Source organism: Aerococcus kribbianus, from assembly GCF_026805545.1.
Classification (GTDB): Bacteria; Bacillota; Bacilli; order Lactobacillales; family Aerococcaceae; genus Aerococcus; species Aerococcus kribbianus.
On the sequence record NZ_JAPRFR010000001.1, the window covers coordinates 1 to 23,392 of the forward strand.

The 23,392-nt window shown below is 40.1% G+C and carries 20 protein-coding genes, 23 tRNA genes, 1 rRNA gene, 1 other RNA gene and 1 other annotated feature; of the genes, 42 read left to right on the plus strand and 3 right to left on the minus strand.

From position 1 onward, the window contains the following. The first annotated feature begins 125 nt into the window (after window positions 1–125). From rrf to OW157_RS00155, 31 genes are all read left to right on the plus strand, one after another. Window positions 126–241, plus strand: a 5S ribosomal RNA gene (gene rrf / locus OW157_RS00005). Between the two features lie 10 nt (window positions 242–251). Beyond that, window positions 252–324 (plus strand) — tRNA-Val (locus tag OW157_RS00010). Between the two features lie 3 nt (window positions 325–327). Further along, window positions 328–400, plus strand: a tRNA-Lys gene (locus OW157_RS00015). Between the two features lie 5 nt (window positions 401–405). Next, window positions 406–487, plus strand: a tRNA-Leu gene (locus OW157_RS00020). A gap of 12 nt (window positions 488–499) precedes the next feature. Continuing rightward, window positions 500–572 (plus strand) — tRNA-Thr (locus tag OW157_RS00025). Between the two features lie 4 nt (window positions 573–576). Next, window positions 577–648 (plus strand) — tRNA-Gly (locus OW157_RS00030). A gap of 36 nt (window positions 649–684) precedes the next feature. Beyond that, window positions 685–770, plus strand: a tRNA-Leu gene (locus OW157_RS00035). 17 nt (window positions 771–787) lie between these two features. After that, window positions 788–861: transfer RNA gene (locus OW157_RS00040), tRNA-Arg, on the plus strand. A gap of 5 nt (window positions 862–866) precedes the next feature. Further along, window positions 867–940 (plus strand) — tRNA-Pro (locus OW157_RS00045). A gap of 6 nt (window positions 941–946) precedes the next feature. Further along, a tRNA-Ala gene (locus OW157_RS00050) sits at window positions 947–1,019 on the plus strand. A gap of 5 nt (window positions 1,020–1,024) precedes the next feature. Then, a tRNA-Met gene (locus OW157_RS00055) sits at window positions 1,025–1,098 on the plus strand. 22 nt (window positions 1,099–1,120) lie between these two features. After that, window positions 1,121–1,194: transfer RNA gene (locus OW157_RS00060), tRNA-Ile, on the plus strand. A gap of 41 nt (window positions 1,195–1,235) precedes the next feature. Then, window positions 1,236–1,325, plus strand: a tRNA-Ser gene (locus OW157_RS00065). Between the two features lie 9 nt (window positions 1,326–1,334). After that, window positions 1,335–1,407: transfer RNA gene (locus OW157_RS00070), tRNA-Met, on the plus strand. A gap of 6 nt (window positions 1,408–1,413) precedes the next feature. Beyond that, a tRNA-Asp gene (locus OW157_RS00075) sits at window positions 1,414–1,486 on the plus strand. A 13-nt stretch (window positions 1,487–1,499) separates the two neighbouring features. Next, window positions 1,500–1,570: transfer RNA gene (locus OW157_RS00080), tRNA-Gly, on the plus strand. An 11-nt stretch (window positions 1,571–1,581) separates the two neighbouring features. Beyond that, a tRNA-Ile gene (locus OW157_RS00085) sits at window positions 1,582–1,655 on the plus strand. A 3-nt stretch (window positions 1,656–1,658) separates the two neighbouring features. Further along, window positions 1,659–1,746: transfer RNA gene (locus OW157_RS00090), tRNA-Ser, on the plus strand. Between the two features lie 39 nt (window positions 1,747–1,785). Next, a tRNA-Glu gene (locus OW157_RS00095) sits at window positions 1,786–1,857 on the plus strand. Window positions 1,858–1,869: 12 nt separating this feature from the next. Continuing rightward, a tRNA-Ser gene (locus OW157_RS00100) sits at window positions 1,870–1,959 on the plus strand. A 9-nt stretch (window positions 1,960–1,968) separates the two neighbouring features. Then, a tRNA-Met gene (locus OW157_RS00105) sits at window positions 1,969–2,041 on the plus strand. Between the two features lie 6 nt (window positions 2,042–2,047). Further along, window positions 2,048–2,120, plus strand: a tRNA-Asp gene (locus OW157_RS00110). 5 nt (window positions 2,121–2,125) lie between these two features. Beyond that, window positions 2,126–2,198: transfer RNA gene (locus OW157_RS00115), tRNA-Phe, on the plus strand. A gap of 20 nt (window positions 2,199–2,218) precedes the next feature. Next, a tRNA-Glu gene (locus tag OW157_RS00120) sits at window positions 2,219–2,290 on the plus strand. Between the two features lie 158 nt (window positions 2,291–2,448). Further along, on the plus strand, window positions 2,449–3,435 hold the full coding sequence (mreC, locus tag OW157_RS00125) for a rod shape-determining protein MreC (RefSeq protein WP_268751296.1): 987 nt from the start codon (window positions 2,449–2,451) through the stop codon (window positions 3,433–3,435). Beyond that, window positions 3,428–3,949: a rod shape-determining protein MreD gene (gene mreD / locus OW157_RS00130; RefSeq protein ID WP_268751297.1), complete on the plus strand. Its 522-nt coding sequence runs from the start codon at window positions 3,428–3,430 to the stop codon at window positions 3,947–3,949. Before mreC ends, mreD begins: the two co-directional genes overlap by 8 nt. 87 nt (window positions 3,950–4,036) lie before the next feature. Beyond that, window positions 4,037–4,108: a sequence feature (ribosomal protein L21 leader region), on the plus strand. A gap of 17 nt (window positions 4,109–4,125) precedes the next feature. Further along, window positions 4,126–4,434 carry a 50S ribosomal protein L21 gene (gene rplU / locus OW157_RS00135; RefSeq protein ID WP_268751298.1) on the plus strand — a complete coding sequence of 103 codons (309 nt, stop codon included), beginning with the start codon at window positions 4,126–4,128 and terminating at the stop codon, window positions 4,432–4,434. Further along, on the plus strand, window positions 4,434–4,772 hold the full coding sequence (locus tag OW157_RS00140) for a ribosomal-processing cysteine protease Prp (RefSeq protein ID WP_268751299.1): 339 nt from the start codon (window positions 4,434–4,436) through the stop codon (window positions 4,770–4,772). Before rplU ends, OW157_RS00140 begins: the two co-directional genes overlap by 1 nt. Before the next feature lie 23 nt (window positions 4,773–4,795). Then, window positions 4,796–5,077: a 50S ribosomal protein L27 gene (gene rpmA / locus OW157_RS00145; RefSeq protein WP_268751300.1), complete on the plus strand. Its 282-nt coding sequence runs from the start codon at window positions 4,796–4,798 to the stop codon at window positions 5,075–5,077. A 281-nt stretch (window positions 5,078–5,358) separates the two neighbouring features. Next, the gene (locus tag OW157_RS00150; RefSeq protein WP_268751301.1) at window positions 5,359–6,381 is read left to right on the plus strand and encodes a class I SAM-dependent methyltransferase; all 1,023 of its coding nucleotides are present in this window, start codon (window positions 5,359–5,361) and stop codon (window positions 6,379–6,381) included. A 155-nt stretch (window positions 6,382–6,536) separates the two neighbouring features. Then, on the plus strand, window positions 6,537–7,739 hold the full coding sequence (locus tag OW157_RS00155) for an acetate/propionate family kinase (protein ID WP_268751302.1): 1,203 nt from the start codon (window positions 6,537–6,539) through the stop codon (window positions 7,737–7,739). Between the two features lie 361 nt (window positions 7,740–8,100). On the opposite strand, the gene OW157_RS00160 is transcribed toward OW157_RS00155, so the two are convergent. From OW157_RS00160 to OW157_RS00170, 3 genes are all read right to left on the minus strand, one after another. Next, window positions 8,101–8,562 carry a universal stress protein gene (locus tag OW157_RS00160; RefSeq protein ID WP_268751303.1) on the minus strand — a complete coding sequence of 154 codons (462 nt, stop codon included), beginning with the start codon at window positions 8,560–8,562 and terminating at the stop codon, window positions 8,101–8,103. A 95-nt stretch (window positions 8,563–8,657) separates the two neighbouring features. Beyond that, window positions 8,658–8,845, minus strand: a non-coding RNA gene (gene ssrS, locus OW157_RS00165) — 6S RNA. Window positions 8,846–8,895: 50 nt separating this feature from the next. Further along, window positions 8,896–10,170 carry a replication-associated recombination protein A gene (locus tag OW157_RS00170; protein WP_268751304.1) on the minus strand — a complete coding sequence of 425 codons (1,275 nt, stop codon included), beginning with the start codon at window positions 10,168–10,170 and terminating at the stop codon, window positions 8,896–8,898. Window positions 10,171–10,323: 153 nt separating this feature from the next. Between OW157_RS00170 and gshAB the strand changes: the two genes are divergently transcribed. The 11 genes from gshAB to OW157_RS00225 all read left to right on the plus strand — a co-directional run bounded on the left by gshAB (window position 10,324) and on the right by OW157_RS00225 (window position 23,198). After that, entirely contained in the window at window positions 10,324–12,606 is a 2,283-nt protein-coding gene (gene gshAB / locus OW157_RS00175) for a bifunctional glutamate--cysteine ligase GshA/glutathione synthetase GshB (protein WP_268751305.1), read from the plus strand. 3 nt (window positions 12,607–12,609) lie between these two features. After that, a complete protein-coding gene (locus OW157_RS00180) occupies window positions 12,610–13,740 on the plus strand; it encodes a cysteine desulfurase family protein (RefSeq protein ID WP_268751306.1) in 1,131 nt (376 codons plus the stop codon). Between the two features lie 12 nt (window positions 13,741–13,752). Next, window positions 13,753–14,097: a cysteine desulfurase gene (locus OW157_RS00185; protein ID WP_268751307.1), complete on the plus strand. Its 345-nt coding sequence runs from the start codon at window positions 13,753–13,755 to the stop codon at window positions 14,095–14,097. 140 nt (window positions 14,098–14,237) lie between these two features. Beyond that, entirely contained in the window at window positions 14,238–15,362 is a 1,125-nt protein-coding gene (mnmA, locus tag OW157_RS00190) for a tRNA 2-thiouridine(34) synthase MnmA (protein WP_268751308.1), read from the plus strand. Between the two features lie 311 nt (window positions 15,363–15,673). Further along, window positions 15,674–16,033 (plus strand): hypothetical protein, encoded by a 360-nt coding sequence (locus OW157_RS00195; RefSeq protein ID WP_268751309.1) that lies wholly within the window; start codon window positions 15,674–15,676, stop codon window positions 16,031–16,033. Between the two features lie 97 nt (window positions 16,034–16,130). Next, window positions 16,131–16,580 (plus strand): GNAT family N-acetyltransferase, encoded by a 450-nt coding sequence (locus OW157_RS00200; RefSeq protein ID WP_268751310.1) that lies wholly within the window; start codon window positions 16,131–16,133, stop codon window positions 16,578–16,580. Window positions 16,581–16,746: 166 nt separating this feature from the next. After that, window positions 16,747–19,182 (plus strand): SF1B family DNA helicase RecD2, encoded by a 2,436-nt coding sequence (gene recD2, locus OW157_RS00205; RefSeq protein ID WP_268751311.1) that lies wholly within the window; start codon window positions 16,747–16,749, stop codon window positions 19,180–19,182. Window positions 19,183–19,469: 287 nt separating this feature from the next. Further along, entirely contained in the window at window positions 19,470–22,106 is a 2,637-nt protein-coding gene (gene alaS, locus OW157_RS00210; RefSeq protein ID WP_268751312.1) for an alanine--tRNA ligase, read from the plus strand. Between the two features lie 68 nt (window positions 22,107–22,174). After that, on the plus strand, window positions 22,175–22,438 hold the full coding sequence (locus OW157_RS00215; RefSeq protein WP_268751313.1) for an IreB family regulatory phosphoprotein: 264 nt from the start codon (window positions 22,175–22,177) through the stop codon (window positions 22,436–22,438). After that, the gene (gene ruvX / locus OW157_RS00220) at window positions 22,438–22,854 is read left to right on the plus strand and encodes a Holliday junction resolvase RuvX (protein ID WP_268751314.1); all 417 of its coding nucleotides are present in this window, start codon (window positions 22,438–22,440) and stop codon (window positions 22,852–22,854) included. The genes OW157_RS00215 and ruvX overlap by 1 nt, the downstream gene beginning before the upstream one ends. Window positions 22,855–22,889: 35 nt before the next feature. Then, window positions 22,890–23,198, plus strand: coding sequence for a DUF1292 domain-containing protein (locus OW157_RS00225; RefSeq protein WP_268751315.1), 309 nt, complete (start codon window positions 22,890–22,892; stop codon window positions 23,196–23,198). Window positions 23,199–23,392: the final 194 nt, after the last annotated feature.

Sequence of the window (23,392 nt, forward strand, 5' to 3'; positions counted from 1 at the left end):
TGGAAGTGCAGTAATGTATGGAGCGGACCAGTACTAATGAGTCGAGGACTTATCCAAATGGATAGTTGTATGATGGTTGGTTTATGAAAACAGTATTCAGTTTTGAGCGAATAATGCTCAATAAGTGCGGTGGCGATGGCAAGAAGGACACACCTGTTCCCATCCCGAACACAGTAGTTAAGCTTCTTAGCGCCGAATGTAGTTGGGGGTTTCCCCCTGTGAGACTAGGACGTTGCCGTGCTTTTAATTATGGAGAATTAGCTCAGCTGGGAGAGCGTCTGCCTTACAAGCAGGATGTCGGGGGTTCGAACCCCTCATTCTCCATATGACTCGTTAGCTCAGTCGGTAGAGCAACTGACTTTTAATCAGTGGGTCACAGGTTCGAATCCTGTACGGGTCATTTATGCGGGTGTGGCGGAATTGGCAGACGCACCAGATTTAGGATCTGGCGCCGCAAGGCGTGGGGGTTCAAGTCCCTTCACCCGCATTAAAAACATAAGCCGGCTTAGCTCAGTTGGTAGAGCATCTGATTTGTAATCAGAGGGTCGAGGGTTCAAGTCCTTTAGCCGGCACTTTGCGGAAGTAGTTCAGTGGTAGAACATCACCTTGCCAAGGTGGGGGTCGCGGGTTCGAATCCCGTCTTCCGCTTTAGCGAAAGCTAAAAATATTGTCTTTGATAAATATGCCGGGGTGGCGGAACTGGCAGACGCACAGGACTTAAAATCCTGCGGTAAGTGATTACCGTACCGGTTCGATTCCGGTCCTCGGCATTATTATTTATCAATTGGCACCCATGGCTCAACTGGATAGAGTACCTGACTACGAATCAGGCGGTTGCAGGTTCGAATCCTGCTGGGTGCATATATCGGGAAATAGCTCAGCTTGGTAGAGCACTTGGTTTGGGACCAAGGGGTCGCAGGTTCGAATCCTGTTTTCCCGATTTTATGGGGGATTAGCTCAGCTGGGAGAGCGCCTGCTTTGCACGCAGGAGGTCAGCGGTTCGATCCCGCTATTCTCCATATATGGCGGTGTAGCTCAGCTGGCTAGAGCGTCCGGTTCATACCCGGGAGGTCATGGGTTCGATCCCCTTCACCGCTATTAGTTTTATTGGTTGTAGCTTGGACCTTTAGCTCAGTTGGTTAGAGCAAACGGCTCATAACCGTTAGGTCGTAGGTTCGAGTCCTACAAGGTCCATATTATTGGATATCAATAAAATAATTTTTAAATATTATCATGGAGGATTACCCAAGTCCGGCTGAAGGGAACGGTCTTGAAAACCGTCAGGTGGGTCAAACCACGCAAGGGTTCGAATCCCTTATCCTCCTTAAAAATATCGCGGGGTGGAGCAGTTGGCAGCTCGTCGGGCTCATAACCCGGAGGTCGTAGGTTCGAGTCCTACCCCCGCAATTACTAGGTCCCGTAGTGTAGCGGTTATCACGCCTCCCTGTCACGGAGGAGATCGCGGGTTCGATTCCCGTCGGGACCGTTTTTGGAAATATGCGGGTGTAGTTTAGTGGTAAAACTACAGCCTTCCAAGCTGTTGTCGCGAGTTCGATTCTCGTCACCCGCTTTATAAAATATGGGCCTGTAGCTCAGCTGGTTAGAGCGTCCGCCTGATAAGCGGGAGGTCGATGGTTCGAGTCCATTCAGGCCCATTTGGAGAATTACTCAAGAGGCTGAAGAGGACGGTTTGCTAAATCGTTAGGTCGCTTTCGCGACGCAAGGGTTCGAATCCCTTATTCTCCGTTGTGTTCTATTCTTTATAGTATGCATAACTTATTTGTCGGCCCGTTGGTCAAGCGGTTAAGACACTGCCCTTTCACGGCGGTAACACGGGTTCGAATCCCGTACGGGTCATTTATATCATATGGAGGATTACCCAAGTCCGGCTGAAGGGAACGGTCTTGAAAACCGTCAGGTGGGTCAAACCACGCAAGGGTTCGAATCCCTTATCCTCCTTAAAAATATCGCGGGGTGGAGCAGTTGGCAGCTCGTCGGGCTCATAACCCGGAGGTCGTAGGTTCGAGTCCTACCCCCGCAATTACTAGGTCCCGTAGTGTAGCGGTTATCACGCCTCCCTGTCACGGAGGAGATCGCGGGTTCGATTCCCGTCGGGACCGTTTTTGGTCCGATAGCTCAGTTGGTAGAGCACGTGATTGAAGCTCACGGTGTCGGCAGTTCGACTCTGTCTCGGACCATAATACTTATTAATTAGTCTGGCCCGTTGGTCAAGCGGTTAAGACACTGCCCTTTCACGGCGGTAACACGGGTTCGAATCCCGTACGGGTCATAGATTTTATAGCAAAGAAGCTAGGATGGAATTCCTAGCTTCTTTTTATTTAAAGATATTTATAGATTCTTAAGTTTCATGAGGTAAAATATCTGCCGTGAAAGTAAAAATTCTGTTATAATGGTCTATATGTATTTTAAGAGAAGGGAAGGATTAGCTTGCGTCAATTTTTTGGCAATAAAAAATTAATCATTTTGCTAATCAGTGTTATTACATCATTCTCAATGATTTCATTTTCTATTTTTGGTCAAGGTAATATGCCACAACCAATTTTATGGGTAAATGATGTAACTGCTATTGTCGGTCGGGTTGTATCGGCGCCAAGCAATTCTTTGATTCGTTTTTCGGAATCGATTGATAATTTGATGAACACCTATAAAGAGAATATTTCATTAAAGAAGCAAGTCAATTCATTGGATGATTTAAAAGCACAAAACGAGATTTTAAAAGCTGAGAATGCTGAATTATCGGATTTGTTGTCTTTAAGACCATCCTTAACTGGAAAAGACATTATTTCAAGTTCAGTAATTAGTCGTTCTCCTGACTCTTGGGTGGATAATATTACAATCGATGTAGGGAGTAATAATGGGATTGAAAAAAATATGTCTGTTATGACTTCTTCTGGTTTAATAGGTCATATTTCTGAAGTATCACCCACTTCTTCAAAAGTTCAGCTCTTAACTACTGAGAGTGAGCAAGTAAGACCAGTAGCGGTTTCTATTCAACTTGATGATGAAATTGTACACGGGATTATTTCTTCATTTAATCGCAAAAATAATGAAATTGTTTTAAGCCAAATTCCTCGAGATGCTAAAGTATCTGCTGGTGATATGGTAACGACATCTGGATTAGGAGGTGTCTCTCCAGAAGGTTTAGTGGTTGGGCAAGTAAAAGAAAGTCAAAAGGATAACCATGGTTTATCCTTAAAGGTCACCGTGAATCCTGCTGCTGATTTTAATGATATTCGTCATGTCATTGTAGTTATGACTATGGGAGCAGATCCCGAAGCTAATACCAACCAAGGTGAAAGTGTTAATGAGGATGGTAGTGTAGCTGGTGATGGTGAAGGCAGTGAACAAGCCAGCCAAAGTTCAGACAATCAAGCAGATAATAGTGAGTCTGAAGGCGGTGGGGAAGATGCTTAACTATTTTAAACAACATTTTTTACTACCTATCATTTTAGTATTTTTTCTCCTTTTTGATGGGACTTTGATGATTTTACTGACCTATAGCTTAAATACAGTGCCTTATTTTATTTCGGCAGCCTCATTGATTATTGCTCTGATTCTGTTTACGCTCTATTTGGATCAATATCGTGCTTTATATATCACTGCAATGGTATTAGGCTTTATTTACGACGCTTACTATACGTCAATTTTGGGAGTTAATTTGTTTGCCTTTCCTGCAATCATAATGATTACCGCTTATATCAAAAAGAAAATTATGTTAAACCTCTATTCTATTTGGTTTATCGTTATCGTAATGTATTCATTATATGTCCATTTCATTTACTTACTTTATGCCTTACTAGATATTCAAGCTGATTCAGTTCTTGAGTTTTGGACTATATTTTACATTCCATCATTATTATTTAATGGCTTATTGGCTTTTATCTTGATATGGGCGATTCGCCATTTAGCAGCTATGATTAATAATTAGTCATAGCTGTTTTTAATATTAAATGAAGAATTATGATTGACTTTGATTATCAAAGCTAGTATAATGTTACTGTTGTTTTGTGTGAGCACCACACTGCAACCGCTCATGACAAGTTACTAAGTTCTTCGGGCACTTGTTATGGCGAGTCTAAGTTTATTTTAAGGAGGTGCAGTTTAATGTACGCAATCATTAAAACTGGTGGAAAACAAGTAAAAGTTGAAAAAGGTCAAGCAATCTACATTGAAAAATTAGATGCTGAAGCTGGCGACAAAGTAACATTTGATGAAGTTGTTTTTGTCGGTGGAGACTCTGTCAAAGTAGGCGCTCCACTTGTGGAAGGTGCTTCTGTTGAAGGTACCGTTGAAAAACAAGGGAAACAAAAGAAAGTGACAACTTTCAAATATATTCCTAAAAAAGACAGCCATCGTAAACAAGGCCATCGTCAACCTTATACTAAAGTTGTTATCGACGATATCAAAGCCTAATGATATCTGCTGTTTTTAAAGCAAATATTACTAAGGAAATTATCGCTTTAGAGATTTCCGGTCATGCCATGTCTGGACCACATGGTTATGATATTGTATGTGCAGGGGTGTCGGCAGTCGTCATTTCAACCGTAAATAATTTAAGCCGTTTAGGAAAGATTGACCCTATTTTAGAAACAGATGACCGAGAGGGAGGATACTTATATTTGGAACTTCCTGACGATTTATCTGATCAACAAATAGCCTTGAGTCAGATGCTTTTACAGGCTTGTTATTATGCTTTAAAGGACGATATTCAAACCGAATATCCTCAATCACTAAGAGTGAGTCTAGCTTAAAACTACAATGGGAGGTAAAGCACATGTTAAAAATGAATTTACAATTCTTCGCCCATAAAAAAGGTGGAGGTTCAACAGCCAATGGTCGTGATTCAGAATCTAAACGTTTAGGTGCTAAACGTGCAGATGGCCAGGCCGTTACTGGTGGCTCTATTCTTTACCGTCAACGTGGAACTAAGATTTATCCTGGTTTAAACGTTGGACGTGGTGGCGATGATACATTATACGCTAAAGTTGACGGTGTTGTTCGTTTCGAACGTAAAGGCCGTGACAAAAAACAAGTTTCTGTTTATCCAGAAGCGTAAAAGTGAATAAAACCGAAAGGCTGGGACTCATATGTGTCCTAGTCTTTTTTGTTCTTTTTGAGTTAGTTTTATTTTGAGCTTTTAATACTATGCTGTCTAGATAGGGATACAGTGAATCTATATCGGGCTTCTCTCATAAACAAATAACAGTGAAATTAAACTTAGGCCCAGCGTAGTTGAAGTAGACTACTGACTATCTATTCTAATTACTGTAATTGTCATTAAAGGGGAAAATGGTGTATGATAAGGCGTGACCTTTAAGATGATTTAAGGAGGAAACTATGTCTATAGAAGTGATTAAAGAAGCCTATGAACAATTAAATGAAGCAACACTAAGCTTACAAGGCGCTCTTGATTTTTCTTATATCGAGGCTTTGCATGAGAACTTACAAAATTTAGCTAACCAAGAGGTGCAACAGATTGATGGTTTACCAGATGATGCGACTATCGCCCAAATTAAAACCAATTATAAAAGAATCAATGCTTTGTCCCTTGACGATGAGGCCATCCGCAAAGTTATTCAATTAGCTTTTTTAGAAGGAGACCGTCGTGACCAGCTACCTGCTAATTATCAAATGACTCCTGAGGCGATTGCTTTATTAATGGGATACTTTGCAGTCAAAGTTTTAGGTCTAAAACAAGAGGCTGATCAGTCTGTTCAATTGTTTGACCCAACTATCGGTAGCGGTAATTTGTGGGCCATCGTTTATAAGGAATTACAAAAAAATGGCTTCCAGGTCAGCGGAGAAGGCTATGATAATGATGATCTTCTCTTAGCAATCGCTGACCAATCATTTAAGTTACAAGACCTTTCACCTAATTTGTTTTTGGGCGATGCGCTAGGAAATTTATTGATTCAACCAGCTGATTTGGTGGTTGCAGATTTACCAGTGGGTTACTATCCTCTCAATGAGGTCGCTCAAAATTATAATGCTGCAAATACTGAAGAAGAGGGACTGTCTTATAGTCATTACCTCTTGATTGAACAGAGTTTAAATTATCTAAAAGCAGATGGCTGGGGAATATTCTTGGTTCCTAATACGATTATTACCGATTCTACTATGCCTCAACTCATCCAGGCCATTAATCAAAAGGGCTACTTCCAAGCGCTCTTATCTCTGCCACAATCATTATTTAGAAGCCATAAAGCGCAAAAAGCAATTATGTTTGTTCAAGCTAAGGGTGAGCAGAGTAAACAAGATGAAAATGTCTTAGTTGGGGAGATACCTGACTTAAAAGATACGCAAAGAATGCCACAGTTCTTAAAGTCCTTTGACAATTGGTTACAGTCTCTTAAGAATTAACAGGTATTTTTATAGCCTCTTTTCATGTCCAATGTTATAATAAGCACGTTAGTCAATATAGGTTAGGGGTAAATAAATTAGTGAATAATCTATTCCAAGGAATTAGCTATTTGTTTTCCTATCCAAACTAAATTTTTATTTTAAGGAGCGAGAATATGTCTAAAGTTATTGCTGTAAATGCTGGGTCTTCAAGTTTGAAATTCACTATCTATGAAGTAACTAGTGAAGATGAAGTCTCTTCAGGTTTAGTGGATCGAATCGGTTTAAATGATTCGAATGTAGTTATCAAATATGGTGATGGCGAAAAATTTGAAACAGTTACCGATGTTAAGAACCATGAAGAAGCCATTAACATTCTTTTAGAGCAATTAATTGAATTAAATATTATTGAAAGTTACGACGAAATTTCTGGAACTGGGCACCGTATTGTAGCTGGTGGAGAAATCTTCAAAGACTCTGCCTTGCTTGATGAAGAAGGCATTAAACAAGTTGAAGCACTGTCTGACTTTGCTCCTCTACACAATGGCCCTGAAGCCCAAGGAATCCGTGCCTTCCAAAAAGTTTTACCAGGAAAACCAACTGTAGGTGTTTTTGATACTTCATTCCATACAACCATGCCTGAGAAAGCTTACTTGTACTCAGTACCAATGGAATATTATGAAAAACATGGTGCTCGTCGTTATGGTGCTCATGGAACATCTCATCGTTATGTTGCCAATCGAGCCGCTGAATTAATGGGCAAAGACATTGCAGATTTAAAAATTATTACCTGCCATTTAGGTAATGGGGGCTCAATTACTGCCGTTGATGGTGGTAAATCAGTAGATACTTCTATGGGATTCACTCCTCTAGCTGGTATTACGATGGGAACTCGTTCTGGTGATATTGATGCTTCTCTAGTTTCTTATATTATGGAAAAAGAAGGCATCTCTGATATCAAAGATATGATCGATATTTTAAACAACAAATCTGGTTTACTCGGTTTATCTGGTGTCTCATCTGATATGCGTGATGTTGAAGCTGCCGCAGCAGAAGGTAATGAAAATGCCCAAGCTGCCTTAGAAGTTTTCTATGACCGTGTACAAAAATATATTGGTTCATATATTGCTGTAATGGGTGGTGTAGATGCTATTGTCTTCACAGCAGGTATCGGAGAAAACTCTCCTGCAACACGTGCCGCTATTATAAATGATCAAATGGACTGGTTCGGCATTGACCTTGATGCTGATAAGAATGATACTCGTGATGAAGCAGAAATTTCTGCTGATGACTCCCGCGTAAAAGTCTTTACCATTCCTACTGACGAAGAATTGATGATTGTTCGCGATACAGTTCGCCTAGCGAACATTACTGAATAGAGTGATAAAGAGGGTGTTCTGAAAAGCAGTCAGTCCTGTTTTCAGAACCCGACTATAAAGGGTGCGACAAAAGTCGCTAAGAGCAGAAGCCTTGGACCAAAGCACGAAAGATGGCTAACGGCCATCTGAGGGATTTGGGAAAGGCAGTCTGTTCTGACTTTTGCGAGCTCGACTAAAAGGATCTGATTCAATCCCGGCCAAGGTCGGCTCATTCAGAAATGGATGTTAGTCCTGCGATTGAGAACTCATCTAAAAGATAACTGTTTGTATATTAAGTAGAGGTTGGGAAAAAAGTCCCAGCCTTTACTTTTTTAAACGTAAAAACCCTAGCCAGATACTCGTAGGCTAGGGTTTTGATTTGTTATTCACTTAATTTATTTTCTAAATCAGTACGGACTACTAATACATCACAAGGAGCATTGCGAATCACATAATCAGACACCGAACCCACTAAGAGTCTTTCAACAGCGCTTAGTCCAGTGGCACCAATCATAATGAGATCAGACTTGCAATCTACGCTTAGCTCTTCAGTGATCACTTGCTTAGGCGAACCATATTCTAAGTGAGTGTGGACATCCTCTAAACCGTGATCATGAGCCATCTTCTCATAGTCCGCTAAGAGGGCCTTGCCTTCACTTGACATATCGTCGGTATAAATAATCTCATAGCCATCACCGACCTGCATGGCGCGTGTATCGATAATATGAGCAATATCCAAACTCGCTTCATTACGGCGTGCGACTTGAATGGCTTTTAGGAAAGCTTTTTTAGCTTCCTTTGACCCATCAATGGGAGCTAAAATACGTTTATATTCTTGATACATATACCTCACTCCTCCTTACTATTATATCTATATTATACCCTAAATAGATAAAAAAACACACGTCCGAAGACGTGTGCAAAAATTATTTTTTGTGAAAGAAGACCGTTAATGCCGTGTATAGTCTATCTGTATTGAACCCGTATGTTAATTACAGGTGGGCACCATTATCATGCTTCAACTTTCCTCATGAAAAGGCGTAGTTTCCACATGAGTTCACGGTTCCCTTAGATAGATGATTTGTAAGGTCAACACATTAAGAGAAGCACGTACATCACAGTTCCTTCTTTGTACTATATATTATACGCTTAGTTAGAGAAAATGCAAGTCGTGTGTTTAATGGCCTTCGCGTTGCTTGCGGTTATGGTCTAAAGCTTGCTCATATTTACCGGTATCAGCAGCTTGGTAATATCTCTTGTGCCGTAAGGTTTCTGGGAGATAGTCTTGTTTCACCCAGTGTCCAGGATAGTCATGTGGGAATTTATAACCTATACCATGCTGTAAGTCCTTAGCACCTTGATAATGGGCATCTTTGAGGTGGTCAGGAACTAGGCCAGCTTTGCCCTTATTAACGTCGGATAAGGCGGCATCAATGGCAGCTATGGCAGAATTAGATTTAGGGGACAAGGCTAAATCAATTACTGCGTGAGCTAGAGGAATTCTAGCTTCGGGTAGGCCAATTTGTTGTGCTGCTTGAACAGCAGAAACGGTGCGCTGGCAAGCTTGTGGATTAGCCAAGCCAATATCTTCATAAGCCATCACTAATAGGCGCCGACAAATAATTTGAATTTCACCAGCTGACAGTAGGCGGGCTAAATAGTGTAGGGCAGCATCCACATCAGATCCACGGACACTTTTTTGAAAGGCTGAAATGACATCATAGTGTTGGTCACCATCAGCATCATGGGAAAAGGCTTTTTGTTGCATACATTCTTCTACAATACTTATATTAATATGAATTTGGCCAGCTGAATCAGCAGGGGTTGATTTTACTGCTAACTCTAAGGCATTGAGAGCAGATCTTAAATCGTGGTTGGCAGCATGAGAAAAATGGTCCAAAGCTTCTTCATCAATGGCTAAATCATAGTCGCCTAAGCCACGTTCACTATCTTCAAGAGCTTGGTCTAATCCTCGACGAATAGCAGCTTCATTTAAGGGTTTCAATTCAAAAATTTGTGTCCGACTACGTAGGGCAGGATTGGTAGAAATATAGGGATTCTCTGTTGTAGCCCCAATTAATATCAGGAGGCCACTTTCCAAATGAGGCAGGAGAAAATCTTGTTTGCTTTTATCTAAACGATGGATTTCATCGAGTAGCAAGACTAATCCACCAGAAAATTTGGCTTCTTCAACCACTGTTTCTAAATCTTTTTTCTTATCGGTGGCCGCATTTAATTGACGAAAAGCATTGTGACTTGAACCAGCAATCGCACTAGCGATACTTGTTTTACCGATTCCAGGTGGACCATATAGAATCATAGAGGATAATTGTTTAGCGACAACCATGCGATTAATGATTTTACCAGGCCCAACCAGGTGGTCTTGACCAATTACTTCTTCAATTACTCTTGGGCGCATACGATAGGCTAAAGGTTGCTTATTAGTAGGCATAAGACACTCCTTTCTTGTTCACTATGTTATTATAGCATAGCCAATAAAATTAAGGCGGATAGCTGTTCACAAGTCTAGATACATGCTAAAATACAGTAACGACCCCAAAATTGGGGGCCCAGTTCACTCGAGCATAGGGTAAAGGAGTCAATTATGCAAGGATTACAATCATTTATAAGTGCTGACGGTATGGGTCAGTTATTTCAACAGTCAACAGTGGGTTTAGAACGTGAAGGGCATCGGATTGCCTCTGATGGTAAATTAGCTCTCACACCCCATCCACCTAAAATCGATGGCGCTGCCACGAGTTTTTTTATTCAACGTGACTTTGCTGAATCACAGTTAGAACTTGTCACTCCGCCTGTTCATGATACTAGTGAGTTGATGCAATGGCTACAAGCGATTCATGAAGTGGCTGTGCGTTCATGTGACCATGATGAGCGGTTATGGCCTTTTTCTGCTCCACCAGCCTTGCCTAGTGATGAAGCTATTGCTGTAGCTAACTTAGAAAAAGCAGAAGATATCGCTTATCGCGAATATTTAGTTAAGGTTTATGGCAAGAAACTACAAATGATTTCTGGGATTCATTATAATTTCGAACTAAGTGATGACTTTATTCAGGCTTGGTATCAAGCCAACGATAGCAGACAAAGTTATCAAAGTTTTAAATCTAATTTTTACTTACGTTTGGCACGAAATTTCTTACGCTATCAGTGGTTGGTGGTTTATCTTTTTGGTGCGAGTCCTGCTGCTCATGATAGCTTTTATAATAAGCTGAGTGATAAATTTGACCATCCTATTCGTAGTATCCGTAATTCTCATTTGGGGTATATTAATAAGGATGATGTGACTTATTCCTATGCTAATCTTGAGGAGTATGCCCGTCAATTAACGGCTAATGTCGATGAAGGACGCCTAGTTGCAGAAAAAGAATTTTATTCTAATGTCCGTTTACGTGGGGGTAAAACAGCTTGGGAATTAGTTGATCATGGGATTGACTATTTAGAGTTCCGTCTTTTCGATATTCAACCACAAGCCCCTTATGGTATTTGGGCAGAAGATATTGATTTTATGCGCTATTTCATTCTCTATCTGATTTGGATGGATGAAGATTCTAATATGGATGCCGTTCGTTTAGGTAATAAAATTAAAACAGCAGTGGCTGAAGAAGACGCTTTTAGTCGAACCGCTTATTATGAAGAAGGCCGCGAGATTTTAGCAGGTATGCGGCAGATGTTGGTGGCTATTGGAGGGCCAAAATCTGTTTATGGTATTCTTGATAAAATGCTAGACCGTTTAGACCATCCTGAATTAACGCCTGCTGCCAAGTTTTATAAAAAAGCACCAGATAATAAGACTTATCAAATTATGGGCGAAGAAATAGCTGCCAAAAATGCTGAAGACATCCGTCGCTATCCATACCTCTTAGGTGGTTTTACTGATATGGAATTATCCACTCAATTACTGATGGCAGATGCCATACAAGGTGGTTACTATATCGATATTTTGGATCGTGACCAACAAATAATACGACTCACTTATAAAGACCACCAAGAGATTATCAAAAATGCGAATATCACTAGCAAGGATACTTATATTTCACATTATGTCATGGAAAATAAGGAAGTTACTAAGTTGCTCTTAGAAGAGGCAGGCTACCAAGTGCCTAAAAGTCAAACTTATAAGCACTTAGACCAGGCTAAAGCAGATATCTCGCGTTTCGTTAATAGACCTCTAGTAGTGAAACCTAAATCTACCAATATGGGAATTGGAATTTCTATCTTCAAACATGGGGGTAAAGAAGCAGATTTACAAGCTGCTTTGGAATTAGCTTTTGATAAGGATGATACCGTACTGGTGGAAGAATATGTTGATGGAACAGAATACCGTTTTTATGTTATGGATGGAAAAACTCAGGCAGTACTCTTGCGTGTTGGAGCTAATGTTCGTGGTGACGGTGAATCTACTATTGCCCAACTAGTCGATGAGAAAAATCAAGATAAGTTACGAGGTAATGATCATCGTTCACCTTTGGAAATTATCAAACAAGGCCCTGAAGAAGCACAGACCCTTAAAAATCAAGGATTAGATTTTGATTCTGTACTGGCAAAAGGAGAGCTTGCTTACTTGCGAGATAATTCTAATATTTCTACCGGTGGTGATTCCATTGATATGACAGAACTAATGCACCCCTCTTATAAAGAAATTGCTCAAGAAATGGCTAAAGCATTGGGTGCTAATATTAGTGGCCTAGACTTGATTATTGCTGATTACGAAGAAGCAGCCACAGACAAGAATTACGCTTGTATTGAAGCCAACTTTAATCCAATGATGATGATGCATATTTATCCTGCTAAAGGGCAAGGGCAGCCACTTAATAAAAGGCTCTTGCAGTCATTGTTTCCAGAAAAAACTCATTATACCAAGGAGGGGTAATAGATGACAGGAGTTTATCTTGATTATGCTGCGACAACACCTATGTCTCCCCAAGTGATTGAAGCCATGACTCAGGCAATGAAGAATCATTATGGGAATGCTTCTAGCTTATATAAGATTGGACGTGACTCCCGACATATTATTGAGGAAACGCGGCAATTAATTGCAAAAACGCTCAATGCCAATCCAGCAGATATTATTATTAACTCAGGAGGCACTGAAGCTAATAATTCTGCTATTGTTAATGCCCTAGACCAATTTGCTGACCGAGGCAAACATATTATTACTAGTCAAGCAGAGCATTCAAGTGTTTATCAAACCATTCGTGCACTTGAAGCAAAAGGGTACCCTGTGACCTATTTAGACTTCGATGAAGATGGCCATATCGCCCTTGAAGCACTAAAACAGGCGATTCGTCCCGATACTGTATTAGTTTCAATCATGGCGGGAAACAATGAGGTGGGCTCATTACAAGATCTACAGAGTATTGGAGACCTACTAGCAGAAAAGGATATTTTTTTCCATACCGATACGGTACAAACTTACTTAAATTATCCGTTAAATGTTGAGGCGCTTCATATTGATGCTTTGTCAATGTCCGCTCACAAACTTTATGGACCTAAGGGAATTGGTTTTCTTTATTATCGTGATGCAGATAAGCATTTCGTTTCCTATATAAAAGGAGGCAACCAAGAAAATAAACATCGGGCTGGAACAGAAAGCATTCCTCAAATTGTGGGTATGAAGACAGCAATTGAATTGGCCAATAAGCACCAAAAAGACCACCAAGCCCATTTATTGGATTTACGTTACTATTTACTCGACCAAGCTGAAAAGCGTGGCCTCGACTTTCAAATCAACGGACCTCAAGACGCAGAACTGGCCCATATTCTTAACTTATATTGGCCAGGACATGCCTCTGACATACAACTAATTAAATTTGATTTAGCGGATATTTATTTGTCCGCTGGTTCAGCTTGTACAGCTGGTAGTTTAGAGCCTAGCCGAGTATTAGTGAGCATGTATGGAGAAGATAGTCCACGAATTCAAGAGAGCCTAAGAGTCTCTTTTGGTCAACCCACTAGTAAAGCTGAAATTGATCAATTTCTTGACCGATGTGAAGAAAATAAATAAGGAGGCGTTTCAATGGCTTTAAAAGATCAAGCCCAAGTTCCAGGGAGTAACATCAGCTATCAATTACATCCTGATTGTAAAAAATATACGCTTAGAGATTACGGCTTTCAAGAAAGTAAGCAAGGCAATTTCGACTATAGTCGTCCCATAAAAGTCCACTTTAAAGACAAGCAATCTGTTTTACTAAAGGTGCAAGTGGATAAAAATGTAGAAAAGTTAGCTATTAATGTCACTAATGAAAATGGCTTACAATCCCTTAATATCTATAAGAGTGACAAGTTACAACAATTTGTTGCTCCCTTAGAAGCTGTTCTAGAAGATATGGTGGCGGAAAAAGTTTTAGCGCCTGTCGATTAATCTTATAAGTGATTTGGAAAGCAAGGTGAAAACCTTGCTTTTTTTTGGCTTAGCCCTTATCATAGTATGTTGGATAAGTCCAATCTACTAACCAAAAATACGACCTTCAATCGTAAATTTTGTGGAAAGATGGTGATGGTATGGTAGATAAAACGAAAACCAAAGTAGTTGTCGGAATGAGTGGCGGTGTAGACTCCTCAGTGACTGCGTTGTTGCTCAAGGAACAAGGCTATGAAGTGATCGGCATCTTTATGAAAAATTGGGATGATACCGATGAGAATGGCTTTTGTTCTGCAACAGAAGATTATAAAGATGTTCAAGCGGTCGCCAATCAAATTGGTATTCCTTATTATTCCGTCAATTTTGAACAAAAGTATTGGGACAAGGTATTTACTTATTTTCTCGATGAGTATAAACGTGATCGGACGCCTAATCCCGACGTGATGTGTAACAAAGAAATAAAATTCAAGGCGTTCTTGGATTATGCTTTAGAACTGGGTGCTGATTATGTTGCGACCGGTCATTATGCCCAAGTTACCCGTGATGCAGATGGTCAGGTCCATCTTTTGCGGGGGGAAGATGATAATAAAGACCAAACGTACTTCTTAAATCAACTTAGTCAAGAGCAATTACAGCAGGTGCTATTTCCGCTTGGGCATTTGAAGAAACCGCAAGTACGAGAAATTGCTGAAAAAGCGGGTTTGGCTACTGCTAAGAAGAAAGATTCTACAGGTATTTGCTTTATTGGTGAGAAAAATTTTAAGACTTTTCTTTCTAATTACTTGCCAGCCCAACCAGGTCCAATGGTGGCAGAAGATGGCACAGTTATGGGGCAACATGCTGGCTTGATGTATTATACAATCGGTCAACGCAAGGGACTAGGAATTGGTGGGACTCAAGGCCCCAATAATGAACCATGGTTTGCTATAGGTAAAGACCAAAGTACTAATACACTCTATGTGGGTCAGGGCTATCATAACCCCAAACTCTATGCAGACTATTTAATGGCTTCAGAACTATCCTTTGTTGATGATAATTGGACGGAGCAGTCTTTTGACTGTACCGCTAAATTTAGATATCGGCAAGCAGATACACCGGTTCATGTTGATATTTTAGCTGATGGTCAAGTTAAGGTGACCTTTGCAGAACCGGTCCGCGCTATTACCCCAGGACAAGCTGTTGTTTTCTATGATGGTGATGAATGTTTGGGTGGTGCAACCATCGATAAGGCTTACCAAGACGATAAAATATTGCAGTATCAGTAAATTACTTACTGCTTATTTCTTATTGATAATGTGGAAAAGACTGGGATTGATGCCCAGTCTTTTTTGCTTTGGTGTATTTTTAACTTAATTTGCGCCCACAATCAGGTTCATAGTTTGCAGAAAGTTGGATTGCGCGTACAAAGAGAAAAAGTAGTGCGTGCCATCCTTCACGTTTTGGTCCAAGGCTTCTGTTCTTACCGCTTTTGCTTGCATCCTTTAGATTTTCCTAAGTTTCTTTTACTGTCTTTTAACTATTTATACTGCGAATTAGGGGTATAATAAATAAAAGTGAGAAAAGTGGGGAGATAATAGTGAGTCAAATTATTGAAACCATGATATTTTATCTATCAGAATTGTTTGTGACGATTATTTTGTATCTTTTGTATATGCGCCTTGTCCACCAGACTTGGCCGAAGAAATATCGGGTTCTGACTTTGTTAACTTTACAGAGTCTGATGTTGATTTTAGTGGGTACTGGTATGGTTAACATGTCAGTTTATGGGTCAAATTTATATTCTTTGATTTTTAATTCATTTTGGCTATTGCTCGCCTTTACGGCAGTGATGGAAGTGATGGATCATCGTCAGGGGCGGATTGCCTATGTTTTATTGCCAACAACTCTGGTTTTTTTACTAATGATTCCCTTTCTACAATTATTAGAATTTAGTTAGACTAATTAAAAATTTGCTAAAGAAGGGGATTTCTTTTGGCTTGCCTAAGCTCATGTGGTATAGTTTGTGAGTAAATTTTAAATTTAGGGGTGAGACCATGAGATTAATCGCTAAAGACTTTAGTCAACTCAGTAAAGAAGAGCTATATGAAATTTTAAAAGCACGTCAAGAGGTGTTTGTTGTCGAACAAGCTCGAGCTTATCAGGATTTGGATGAACTTGATTATGAGAGTTTCCATGTTTTTTATGAAGAGGACGATAGAGTTTTAGCTTATCTACGGGCCTTTCTCAAAGAAGGTGAACCAGGGACTATTCAAATGAGTCGCGTTTTGACTGTTGAACGTGGTAATGGGATTGGTGGCAAATTGCTTAAAGATGGCATTGCTGCTATTGTTGAAGAAAAGGATCCAGAACGTATTTATCTTGAAGCTAAGAATTTTGCTGTTGGTTTTTATGAACGTGAAGGCTTTCAAGCAGTCTCTGATGAATTTGAAGTTGATGGGCAAGCCCATGTGGCGATGGTGTTAGAAATTAATCAAGACAATTAAGGAAATGTTAAGTCAGCTGCTGAAGCTGGCTTTTTAAGTATGCCAATTTTTGTAAAAGAGATATCCCTAAATAAATATATTAGCTTAGCCGTTTTCCTCCTTAGAGTTATCCAATTATTATTTTTTTGATTTATGGTATACTAATGCATTGCGAGGAGGTGGACAAGTGGAAGATCAAGACTACATTATTGGTGAAATTAAGGCAACTTATTTTGAAAATCAAAACAATTATTATCGGGTCATGGCAATTAAGGTAGATGAAACTAATACCATGTATTCTGAAGATGAGATTGTGATTACGGGAAATTTTGTAAGTATTCAGGAAGGCACAACCTATCGTTTTAATGGGCAGCTTGTCGACCATCCTAAATATGGAGTACAATTTAAGTGTTTATCTTATGAAACACAAAAAATTTCAAGTCGTGAAGGTTTAGAGCGGTATTTATCTAGTGCGCAATTTCCTGGTATCGGAAAAACGTTGGCTAAACGAATTGTTGATTTATTTGGGCAAGAAACCATTGATATTATCTTGAACGAGCCCGAAAAACTTAAACAAGTCAAAGGTTTAAGCCCCAAAAGACGGACCTTATTGCATGAAATATTACAAGAGCAGCAAGGAAATGAACAAATATTTGTCAAGTTAGCAGAAATGGGCTTTTCCAACCAGTTGTCTGCCCAAATATTTGGTAAATATCACAATGAAGCCATTGAAATTATCGAAGAAAATCCTTATGTACTTATAGAAGATATCAAAGGTTTTGGCTTTAAACGTGCTGATGATATTGCCTTGCGTATAGGTTTCCCTAGTGATGCTGATCAACGATTGGCAGGAGGAATTGTTTACGCCTTGGACCGGATTTGTATGCAATCAGGTAATACTTATGTGGATAAGGATGCCTTGGCAGACTTGGTGGCAGATCTTTTATCCAGAGGACATGCTAAACCTATTTCGGTCGACCAAGTGAAAGTCATTATTGATGAGATGGAAGAAACAGGACGGTTAATAATTAGTGAAGACACTAAAGTAGCTATTCCTAGCTTGTATTTCTCTGAAGCGGGTATTGCCGCAAAATTGAAACATATGCAGTCTGATCGTTACCAACCAGATTATCCAGGAATTGATTTAGATCAAGAAGTCCAGGATTTAGAGGTGGAATTGGGTATTCAATACGGACACGCCCAAAAAGCTGCCATCAAAGAAGCTATCATGACTCAAGTTTTTGTTTTAACGGGAGGCCCTGGTACAGGTAAAACAACTGTACTTAATGGTATTGTTCGTCTCTACGCCAAACTTAATGATCTTTCCTTAGACATTGATGATTATGATCCTGGCGCCTTCCCCATTAATTTAGCGGCGCCAACGGGACGAGCTGCCAAACGGATGTCGGAAATGATTGGTTTACCTGCAGTCACTATTCACCGTCTCCTCGGCTTAACTGGTGAAGAAGATCCTAGTGAAGACCTTGAGGATGAATTTAGGTCACTAGAAGCAGATCTGTTGATTGTAGATGAAATGTCTATGGTGGATACTTGGTTGGCCAATCGTCTGCTAGAAGCCGTTCCTAGCTTTATGCAAGTGATTTTTGTTGGCGACCGTGACCAATTGCCTTCTGTGGGCCCGGGTCAAGTCCTATCAGATATCATCCGATCGCAAACGGTTAAAACACGAGAGCTAGATGAGATTTTTCGTCAAAAAGATGAGTCTACCATTGTGGAACTGGCCCACCAAATTAAGACGGGGGTAGTGCCTAAGAATTTGACAATCAACCAACGCGACCGGTCCTTCATTGCGGCGCCAGCAGCTAAAATTGCTCCCTTAATTGGTAAAATTGCCGAAAAAGCTGTCGCTAAGGGCTATTCCAAACGAGATATCCAAGTCTTGGCACCTATGTATAAGGGGCAAGCGGGTATTGATGCCATAAACCAAGAGTTACAGGCTCAGTTGAATCCTAATAATGACCAGAGTAAACGAGAAATGGTTTATTTTGAACAAATTTTCCGTCTAGGTGATAAGGTCTTACAACTTCAAAATAAGGCCGAAGATAATGTCTTTAATGGTGATATAGGTGAAATTGTAGCTATTTTCTATGCCAATGAAACTACAGATAAAACGGATGAAATCGTGGTGGCTTTTGATGAAGTCGAAGTCACTTATCCGCGTAAAGATTGGCAACAAATTACTTTGGCTTATTGTACGTCTATTCATAAGGCCCAAGGTTCAGAGTTTCCAATTGTTATTATTCCTCTAATCAAACAATTTCAACGGATGCTAAAGCGAAATTTAATTTATACCGCCATCACCCGGGCCAAGCAATCATTGATTTTGGTAGGGGATCCTTATGCTTATCAAACAGCAATTCAGAATATTTCCAATGACCGGGACACCCAACTTTATGATTTTCTCTTGGAAGCGAATCATCTAGTGACTGATGGTGAAGAGGCAAAAGTAAATAATGAAGCATCAAAAACCAAGCAAAATAAACCAGCTAATCCGATTAATGAAGAAAATAGTTCTAACTATCAATTAAGTGCGCAAATGATTATGACAGGACAAATTGATCCGTTGATAGGAATGGACAGTTTGTCTCCTTATGATTTTTGATTAGAAAGTATTGCTTGACAGATGAAATTGACTATCAGTATAATTTATGAGTAAGAGAATATACGGAATCGCGAAAGACCATATCTTAATCATTTAGCGAGAGTGAATGGTGAAAGCACTCAATTTAAGATGCTCCTTTCGTTTATGATTAAGTTGAAAAACTTCGCGCTCGCGTTAACAAGCAAAATGAAGAGGTAATGAACACAACATTGCAACTGAGGTGGTACCGCGCTTAGGCGTCCTTAGTAGCAAATTTTGTGTTCTTTTTTATTCAAGGAGGATAAGAAATGCAAGCATTAACTAGTGCTGAAATTAGACAAAAATGGTTAGACTTTTGGGAATCAAAAGGGCATAGCGTAGAACCATCTGCTTCGCTAGTGCCGGTGGATGATCCCACCTTATTATGGATTAACTCTGGAGTAGCCACTTTAAAGAAATATTTTGATGGCTCAGTTGTCCCTGATAATCCTCGGATTACTAACTCCCAAAAATCCATCCGTACTAACGATATTGAAAATGTAGGGGTTACTGCTCGTCACCATACCCTATTTGAAATGCTAGGTAACTTTTCTATTGGTGACTATTTCAAGGCAGAAGTGATTCCATGGGCCTGGGAATTATTAACGGGTCCGGAATGGTTTGCTATTGACCCTAACAAGTTATACATGACTTATTATCCTGAAGACAAGGAAACTTTGGCTTTATGGCAAGAAGTTACTGGATTATCTGATGAGCATTTTGTGCCAGTGGAAGATAACTTTTGGGATTTGGGTGCCGGTCCATGTGGTCCAGACACTGAGATTTTCTTTGATCGTGGGGAAAAATTCCAAGACCTAGAAGATTCTGATCCAGAAATGTATCCAGGTGGGGAAAACGAACGTTATTTAGAAATTTGGAATATCGTTTTCTCCCAATTTAACCATATGCCAGATGGTCAATATCTTCCATTAAAACATAAAAATATTGATACTGGTATGGGTCTGGAACGTATGGCTAGCGTGATGCAAGATGCGGAAACCAATTTTGAAACCGACTTATTCATGCCGATTATCCATGCCATTGAAAAACGTGACCAAGCGCAAAACTATGGAGCAAATAAGACGACAGACGTCTCCTACAAAGTCATTGCCGACCATATTCGTGCAGTAACCTTTGCGATTGGAGACCGGGCCTTACCGTCCAATGAAGGTCGTGGTTATATCTTGCGGCGCTTAATTCGCCGGGCGATGATGCATGGGCGCCGTTTGGGCATTAATCGCGCCTTTTTATCTGAATTAGTGCCTGTCGTGGGTCACATTATGGAAGATTATTATCCAGAAATTTTAGCTGACCAAGACTTTATTATGGAAGTCATTGCTACTGAAGAAGGGCGTTTCTTAGAGACGATTTCTGAAGGAGAAGCCATTCTATCCGCTGAAATTGACCGCTTAAAAGCAGACAAAGAAAATACCCTAGCAGGAGATTTTGCCTTTAAACTTTATGATACTTATGGCTTCCCGTTGGAGTTAACAGATGAATACCTAGCTGATGCTAATATGGCGACTGACCATGATGCCTTTAACCAAGAAATGCAAGCTCAACGTGAACGCGCTCGGGCAGCACGTAAAGATAGTCAAGGAATGGGGATCCAGTCTGAGATTCTAGGTGACATCCAAGTCGCAAGCCAATTCATTGGATATGATCACATAGCCGCTGATTCTGTAGTGAATGCTTTAATTTTGGATGATCAATTTGTTGATGAGGCTGGTCCTGGTGATTTAGCTTACTTGACGACTGAGGTCACACCTTTCTATGCGGAAATGGGAGGACAAGTTGCTGATACTGGTTTCATTCAAAATGAAGCAGGAGAGTCACTTGGCCGGGTTGTTGATGTGCAAAGGGCGCCAAATGGCCAACACTTACACCAAGTTGAGCTTTTAGCTGACATTCAAATTAATCAAATGATTCATTTACTCGTCGATGAAAAACGCCGTCATGCGATTACTAAGAACCATACGGCTACCCACCTTCTTCACCAAGCCCTAAAAGATATTTTAGGTGACCATGCCAACCAAGCAGGTTCCTTAGTCAATGAAAATGAATTACGTTTTGACTTTACTCATTTTGGTCAAGTCACTGACCAAGAATTAGTGGAAATGGAACACTTGGTTAATGAGAAAGTCTGGGAAGGTATCCAGGTACAAACCATTGAAACAAGTATTGAAGAAGCCAAAGCTCGTGGTGCTATGGCGTTATTTGGTGAAAAATACGGTGATCAAGTACGGATGGTAACAGTTGATGACTGGTCGATTGAGCTCTGTGGTGGGGTCCATGTGGCTAATACAGCAGAAATTGGTGTCTTCAAGATTATGTCAGAATCAGGAATCGGTGCCGGTGTTCGTCGGATTGTAGCTGTAACTGGTGAAGCCGCTGTTAATGTTTTTAAGGCACAAGAAGAAATCTTGAAATCTGTAGCTGAATACATTAAGGTACAAAAACCACAAGAGATTATGCCACGCTTACAAGCTAATGCCCAAGAAAATAAGGCTTTAGAACAAGAATTAAGCTCGCTTAAATCCAAAGCCAACCAAGCAGCAGCTGGACAAGTTTTCCAAGATGTGCAAAGCAAAGGTGATCGTCGCTATATTGCAGCTGCCTTAACCAACAAGACTATGGATGATTTGCGTAAAATTAATGATGAATGGAAGCAAGGCGATTATTCTGATGTGCTTGTCCTAGCAACTGATAACCAAGGAAAAGCCAACTTACTTGTGGCAGTCAATGATAAACTTATTGGAGAAGGCGTTAAAGCAGGTGACCTTATCAAAGAATTGGCCCCAATCGTTGGTGGGGGAGGCGGAGGTCGCCCTAACCTTGCCCAAGCTGGAGGAAAGAATCCTGCCGGAATTCAAGATGCGCTATCAAAAGTTGCTGATTTGTTGTAAAATAGACTTAGATTCTAGTAAACTTAGCTTATTCTAGAGAGAAATCGATAGAATTCAGGAGGTGCACAATGATGAACAAAGATGAAACGGTATTATTTAATTTTGGTGACAACAAAGAGAAGGATATTAAAGAAAGCTTGGAAGTTGTTTACGATGCATTAGTAGAAAAAGGTTATAATCCGATCAACCAAATCGTTGGCTATCTCCTATCTGGAGATCCTGCCTATATCCCTCGTCATAAGGAAGCGCGGAATGTGATACGTTATCATGATCGCGATGAAATCCTCGAAGAATTAATTCAATCCTACATGAAACAATCTGGGAGAGAATAATGCGGACGATGGGTTTAGATGTCGGCTCTAAAACAGTCGGCGTAGCGGTCTCTGATGCCTTAGGTTGGACAGCCCAAGGAGTAGAGATTGTAGCTATCAATGAAGAAGAAGCAGACTTTAACATGAAACGGCTCGGCCAGCTCATTCAGGAATACGAGGTTTCCACTGTTGTTATTGGCTTACCGAAGAATATGAATAATAGTGAAGGCCCACGAGCAGAAGCTTCCCGAAACTATGGCGATTTATTGACTCAGCATTTCCCAGTCCAAGTGGTCTACCAAGATGAACGACTAACGACTGTCCAAGCAGAACGGATGCTGGTCGAAAAAGGGGATGTGAGTCGTAAGAAACGTAAGAAGGTCATTGATAAATTAGCTGCTGTATTAATACTACAAAACTATCTTGATGCCCATTAAACAGACATTGAAACACAAAAAAGGAGGAAACTTTGATGACACAAGATCATAACCATGAGCATGACCATGACCATGAACATGAACATATTACTATTGTTGATGAAGAAGGTAATGAAACCCTCTATGATATTCTATTCACCTTTGATTCAGAAGACTTTGATAAATCATATGTTCTTGTTTATCCTGCTGGTGAAGCAGATGATGAAGCCATTGAATTAGAAGCATTTTCATATGTGGAAGCTGAAAATGGCACAGAAGGGGAACTACAACCGATCACTACTGAAGAAGAGTGGGATATGATTGAAGAGGTCCTTAATACTTTCATCACTGATGAGGAAGAATAAAACTTATTATAGATTAATTACTAAGAGGCTGGGAAAAATGATTCCAGTCTCTTTTCTTGTGCCGTGTTAGTTAGGCTTAAAATGGGAAAAGATTGCATAGAGATTACAAAAAACTTACTTTTTGCTAATATCATGTAATATAGGCAATAATAATACGATAATCGTGTATAATGAAATGAGTTTTAATATGAAGA

What these genes read in the sequence shown, in the direction of transcription:
- OW157_RS00200 (WP_268751310.1), top strand. Translation starts at nt 16,131, where the DNA reads ATGAGATTAATCGCTAAAGACTTTAGTCAACTCAGTAAAGAAGAGCTA.
- rpmA (WP_268751300.1), top strand. Translation starts at nt 4,796, where the DNA reads ATGTTAAAAATGAATTTACAATTCTTCGCCCATAAAAAAGGTGGAGGT.
- OW157_RS00155 (WP_268751302.1), top strand. Translation starts at nt 6,537, where the DNA reads ATGTCTAAAGTTATTGCTGTAAATGCTGGGTCTTCAAGTTTGAAATTC.
- OW157_RS00140 (WP_268751299.1), top strand. Translation starts at nt 4,434, where the DNA reads ATGATATCTGCTGTTTTTAAAGCAAATATTACTAAGGAAATTATCGCT.
- OW157_RS00185 (WP_268751307.1), top strand. Translation starts at nt 13,753, where the DNA reads ATGGCTTTAAAAGATCAAGCCCAAGTTCCAGGGAGTAACATCAGCTAT.
- ruvX (WP_268751314.1), top strand. Translation starts at nt 22,438, where the DNA reads ATGCGGACGATGGGTTTAGATGTCGGCTCTAAAACAGTCGGCGTAGCG.
- rplU (WP_268751298.1), top strand. Translation starts at nt 4,126, where the DNA reads ATGTACGCAATCATTAAAACTGGTGGAAAACAAGTAAAAGTTGAAAAA.
- OW157_RS00225 (WP_268751315.1), top strand. Translation starts at nt 22,890, where the DNA reads ATGACACAAGATCATAACCATGAGCATGACCATGACCATGAACATGAA.
- gshAB (WP_268751305.1), top strand. Translation starts at nt 10,324, where the DNA reads ATGCAAGGATTACAATCATTTATAAGTGCTGACGGTATGGGTCAGTTA.
- OW157_RS00170 (WP_268751304.1), bottom strand. Translation starts at nt 10,170, where the DNA reads ATGCCTACTAATAAGCAACCTTTAGCCTATCGTATGCGCCCAAGAGTA.
- OW157_RS00150 (WP_268751301.1), top strand. Translation starts at nt 5,359, where the DNA reads ATGTCTATAGAAGTGATTAAAGAAGCCTATGAACAATTAAATGAAGCA.
- mreD (WP_268751297.1), top strand. Translation starts at nt 3,428, where the DNA reads ATGCTTAACTATTTTAAACAACATTTTTTACTACCTATCATTTTAGTA.
- OW157_RS00160 (WP_268751303.1), bottom strand. Translation starts at nt 8,562, where the DNA reads ATGTATCAAGAATATAAACGTATTTTAGCTCCCATTGATGGGTCAAAG.
- mnmA (WP_268751308.1), top strand. Translation starts at nt 14,238, where the DNA reads ATGGTAGATAAAACGAAAACCAAAGTAGTTGTCGGAATGAGTGGCGGT.
- OW157_RS00215 (WP_268751313.1), top strand. Translation starts at nt 22,175, where the DNA reads ATGATGAACAAAGATGAAACGGTATTATTTAATTTTGGTGACAACAAA.
- alaS (WP_268751312.1), top strand. Translation starts at nt 19,470, where the DNA reads ATGCAAGCATTAACTAGTGCTGAAATTAGACAAAAATGGTTAGACTTT.
- OW157_RS00180 (WP_268751306.1), top strand. Translation starts at nt 12,610, where the DNA reads ATGACAGGAGTTTATCTTGATTATGCTGCGACAACACCTATGTCTCCC.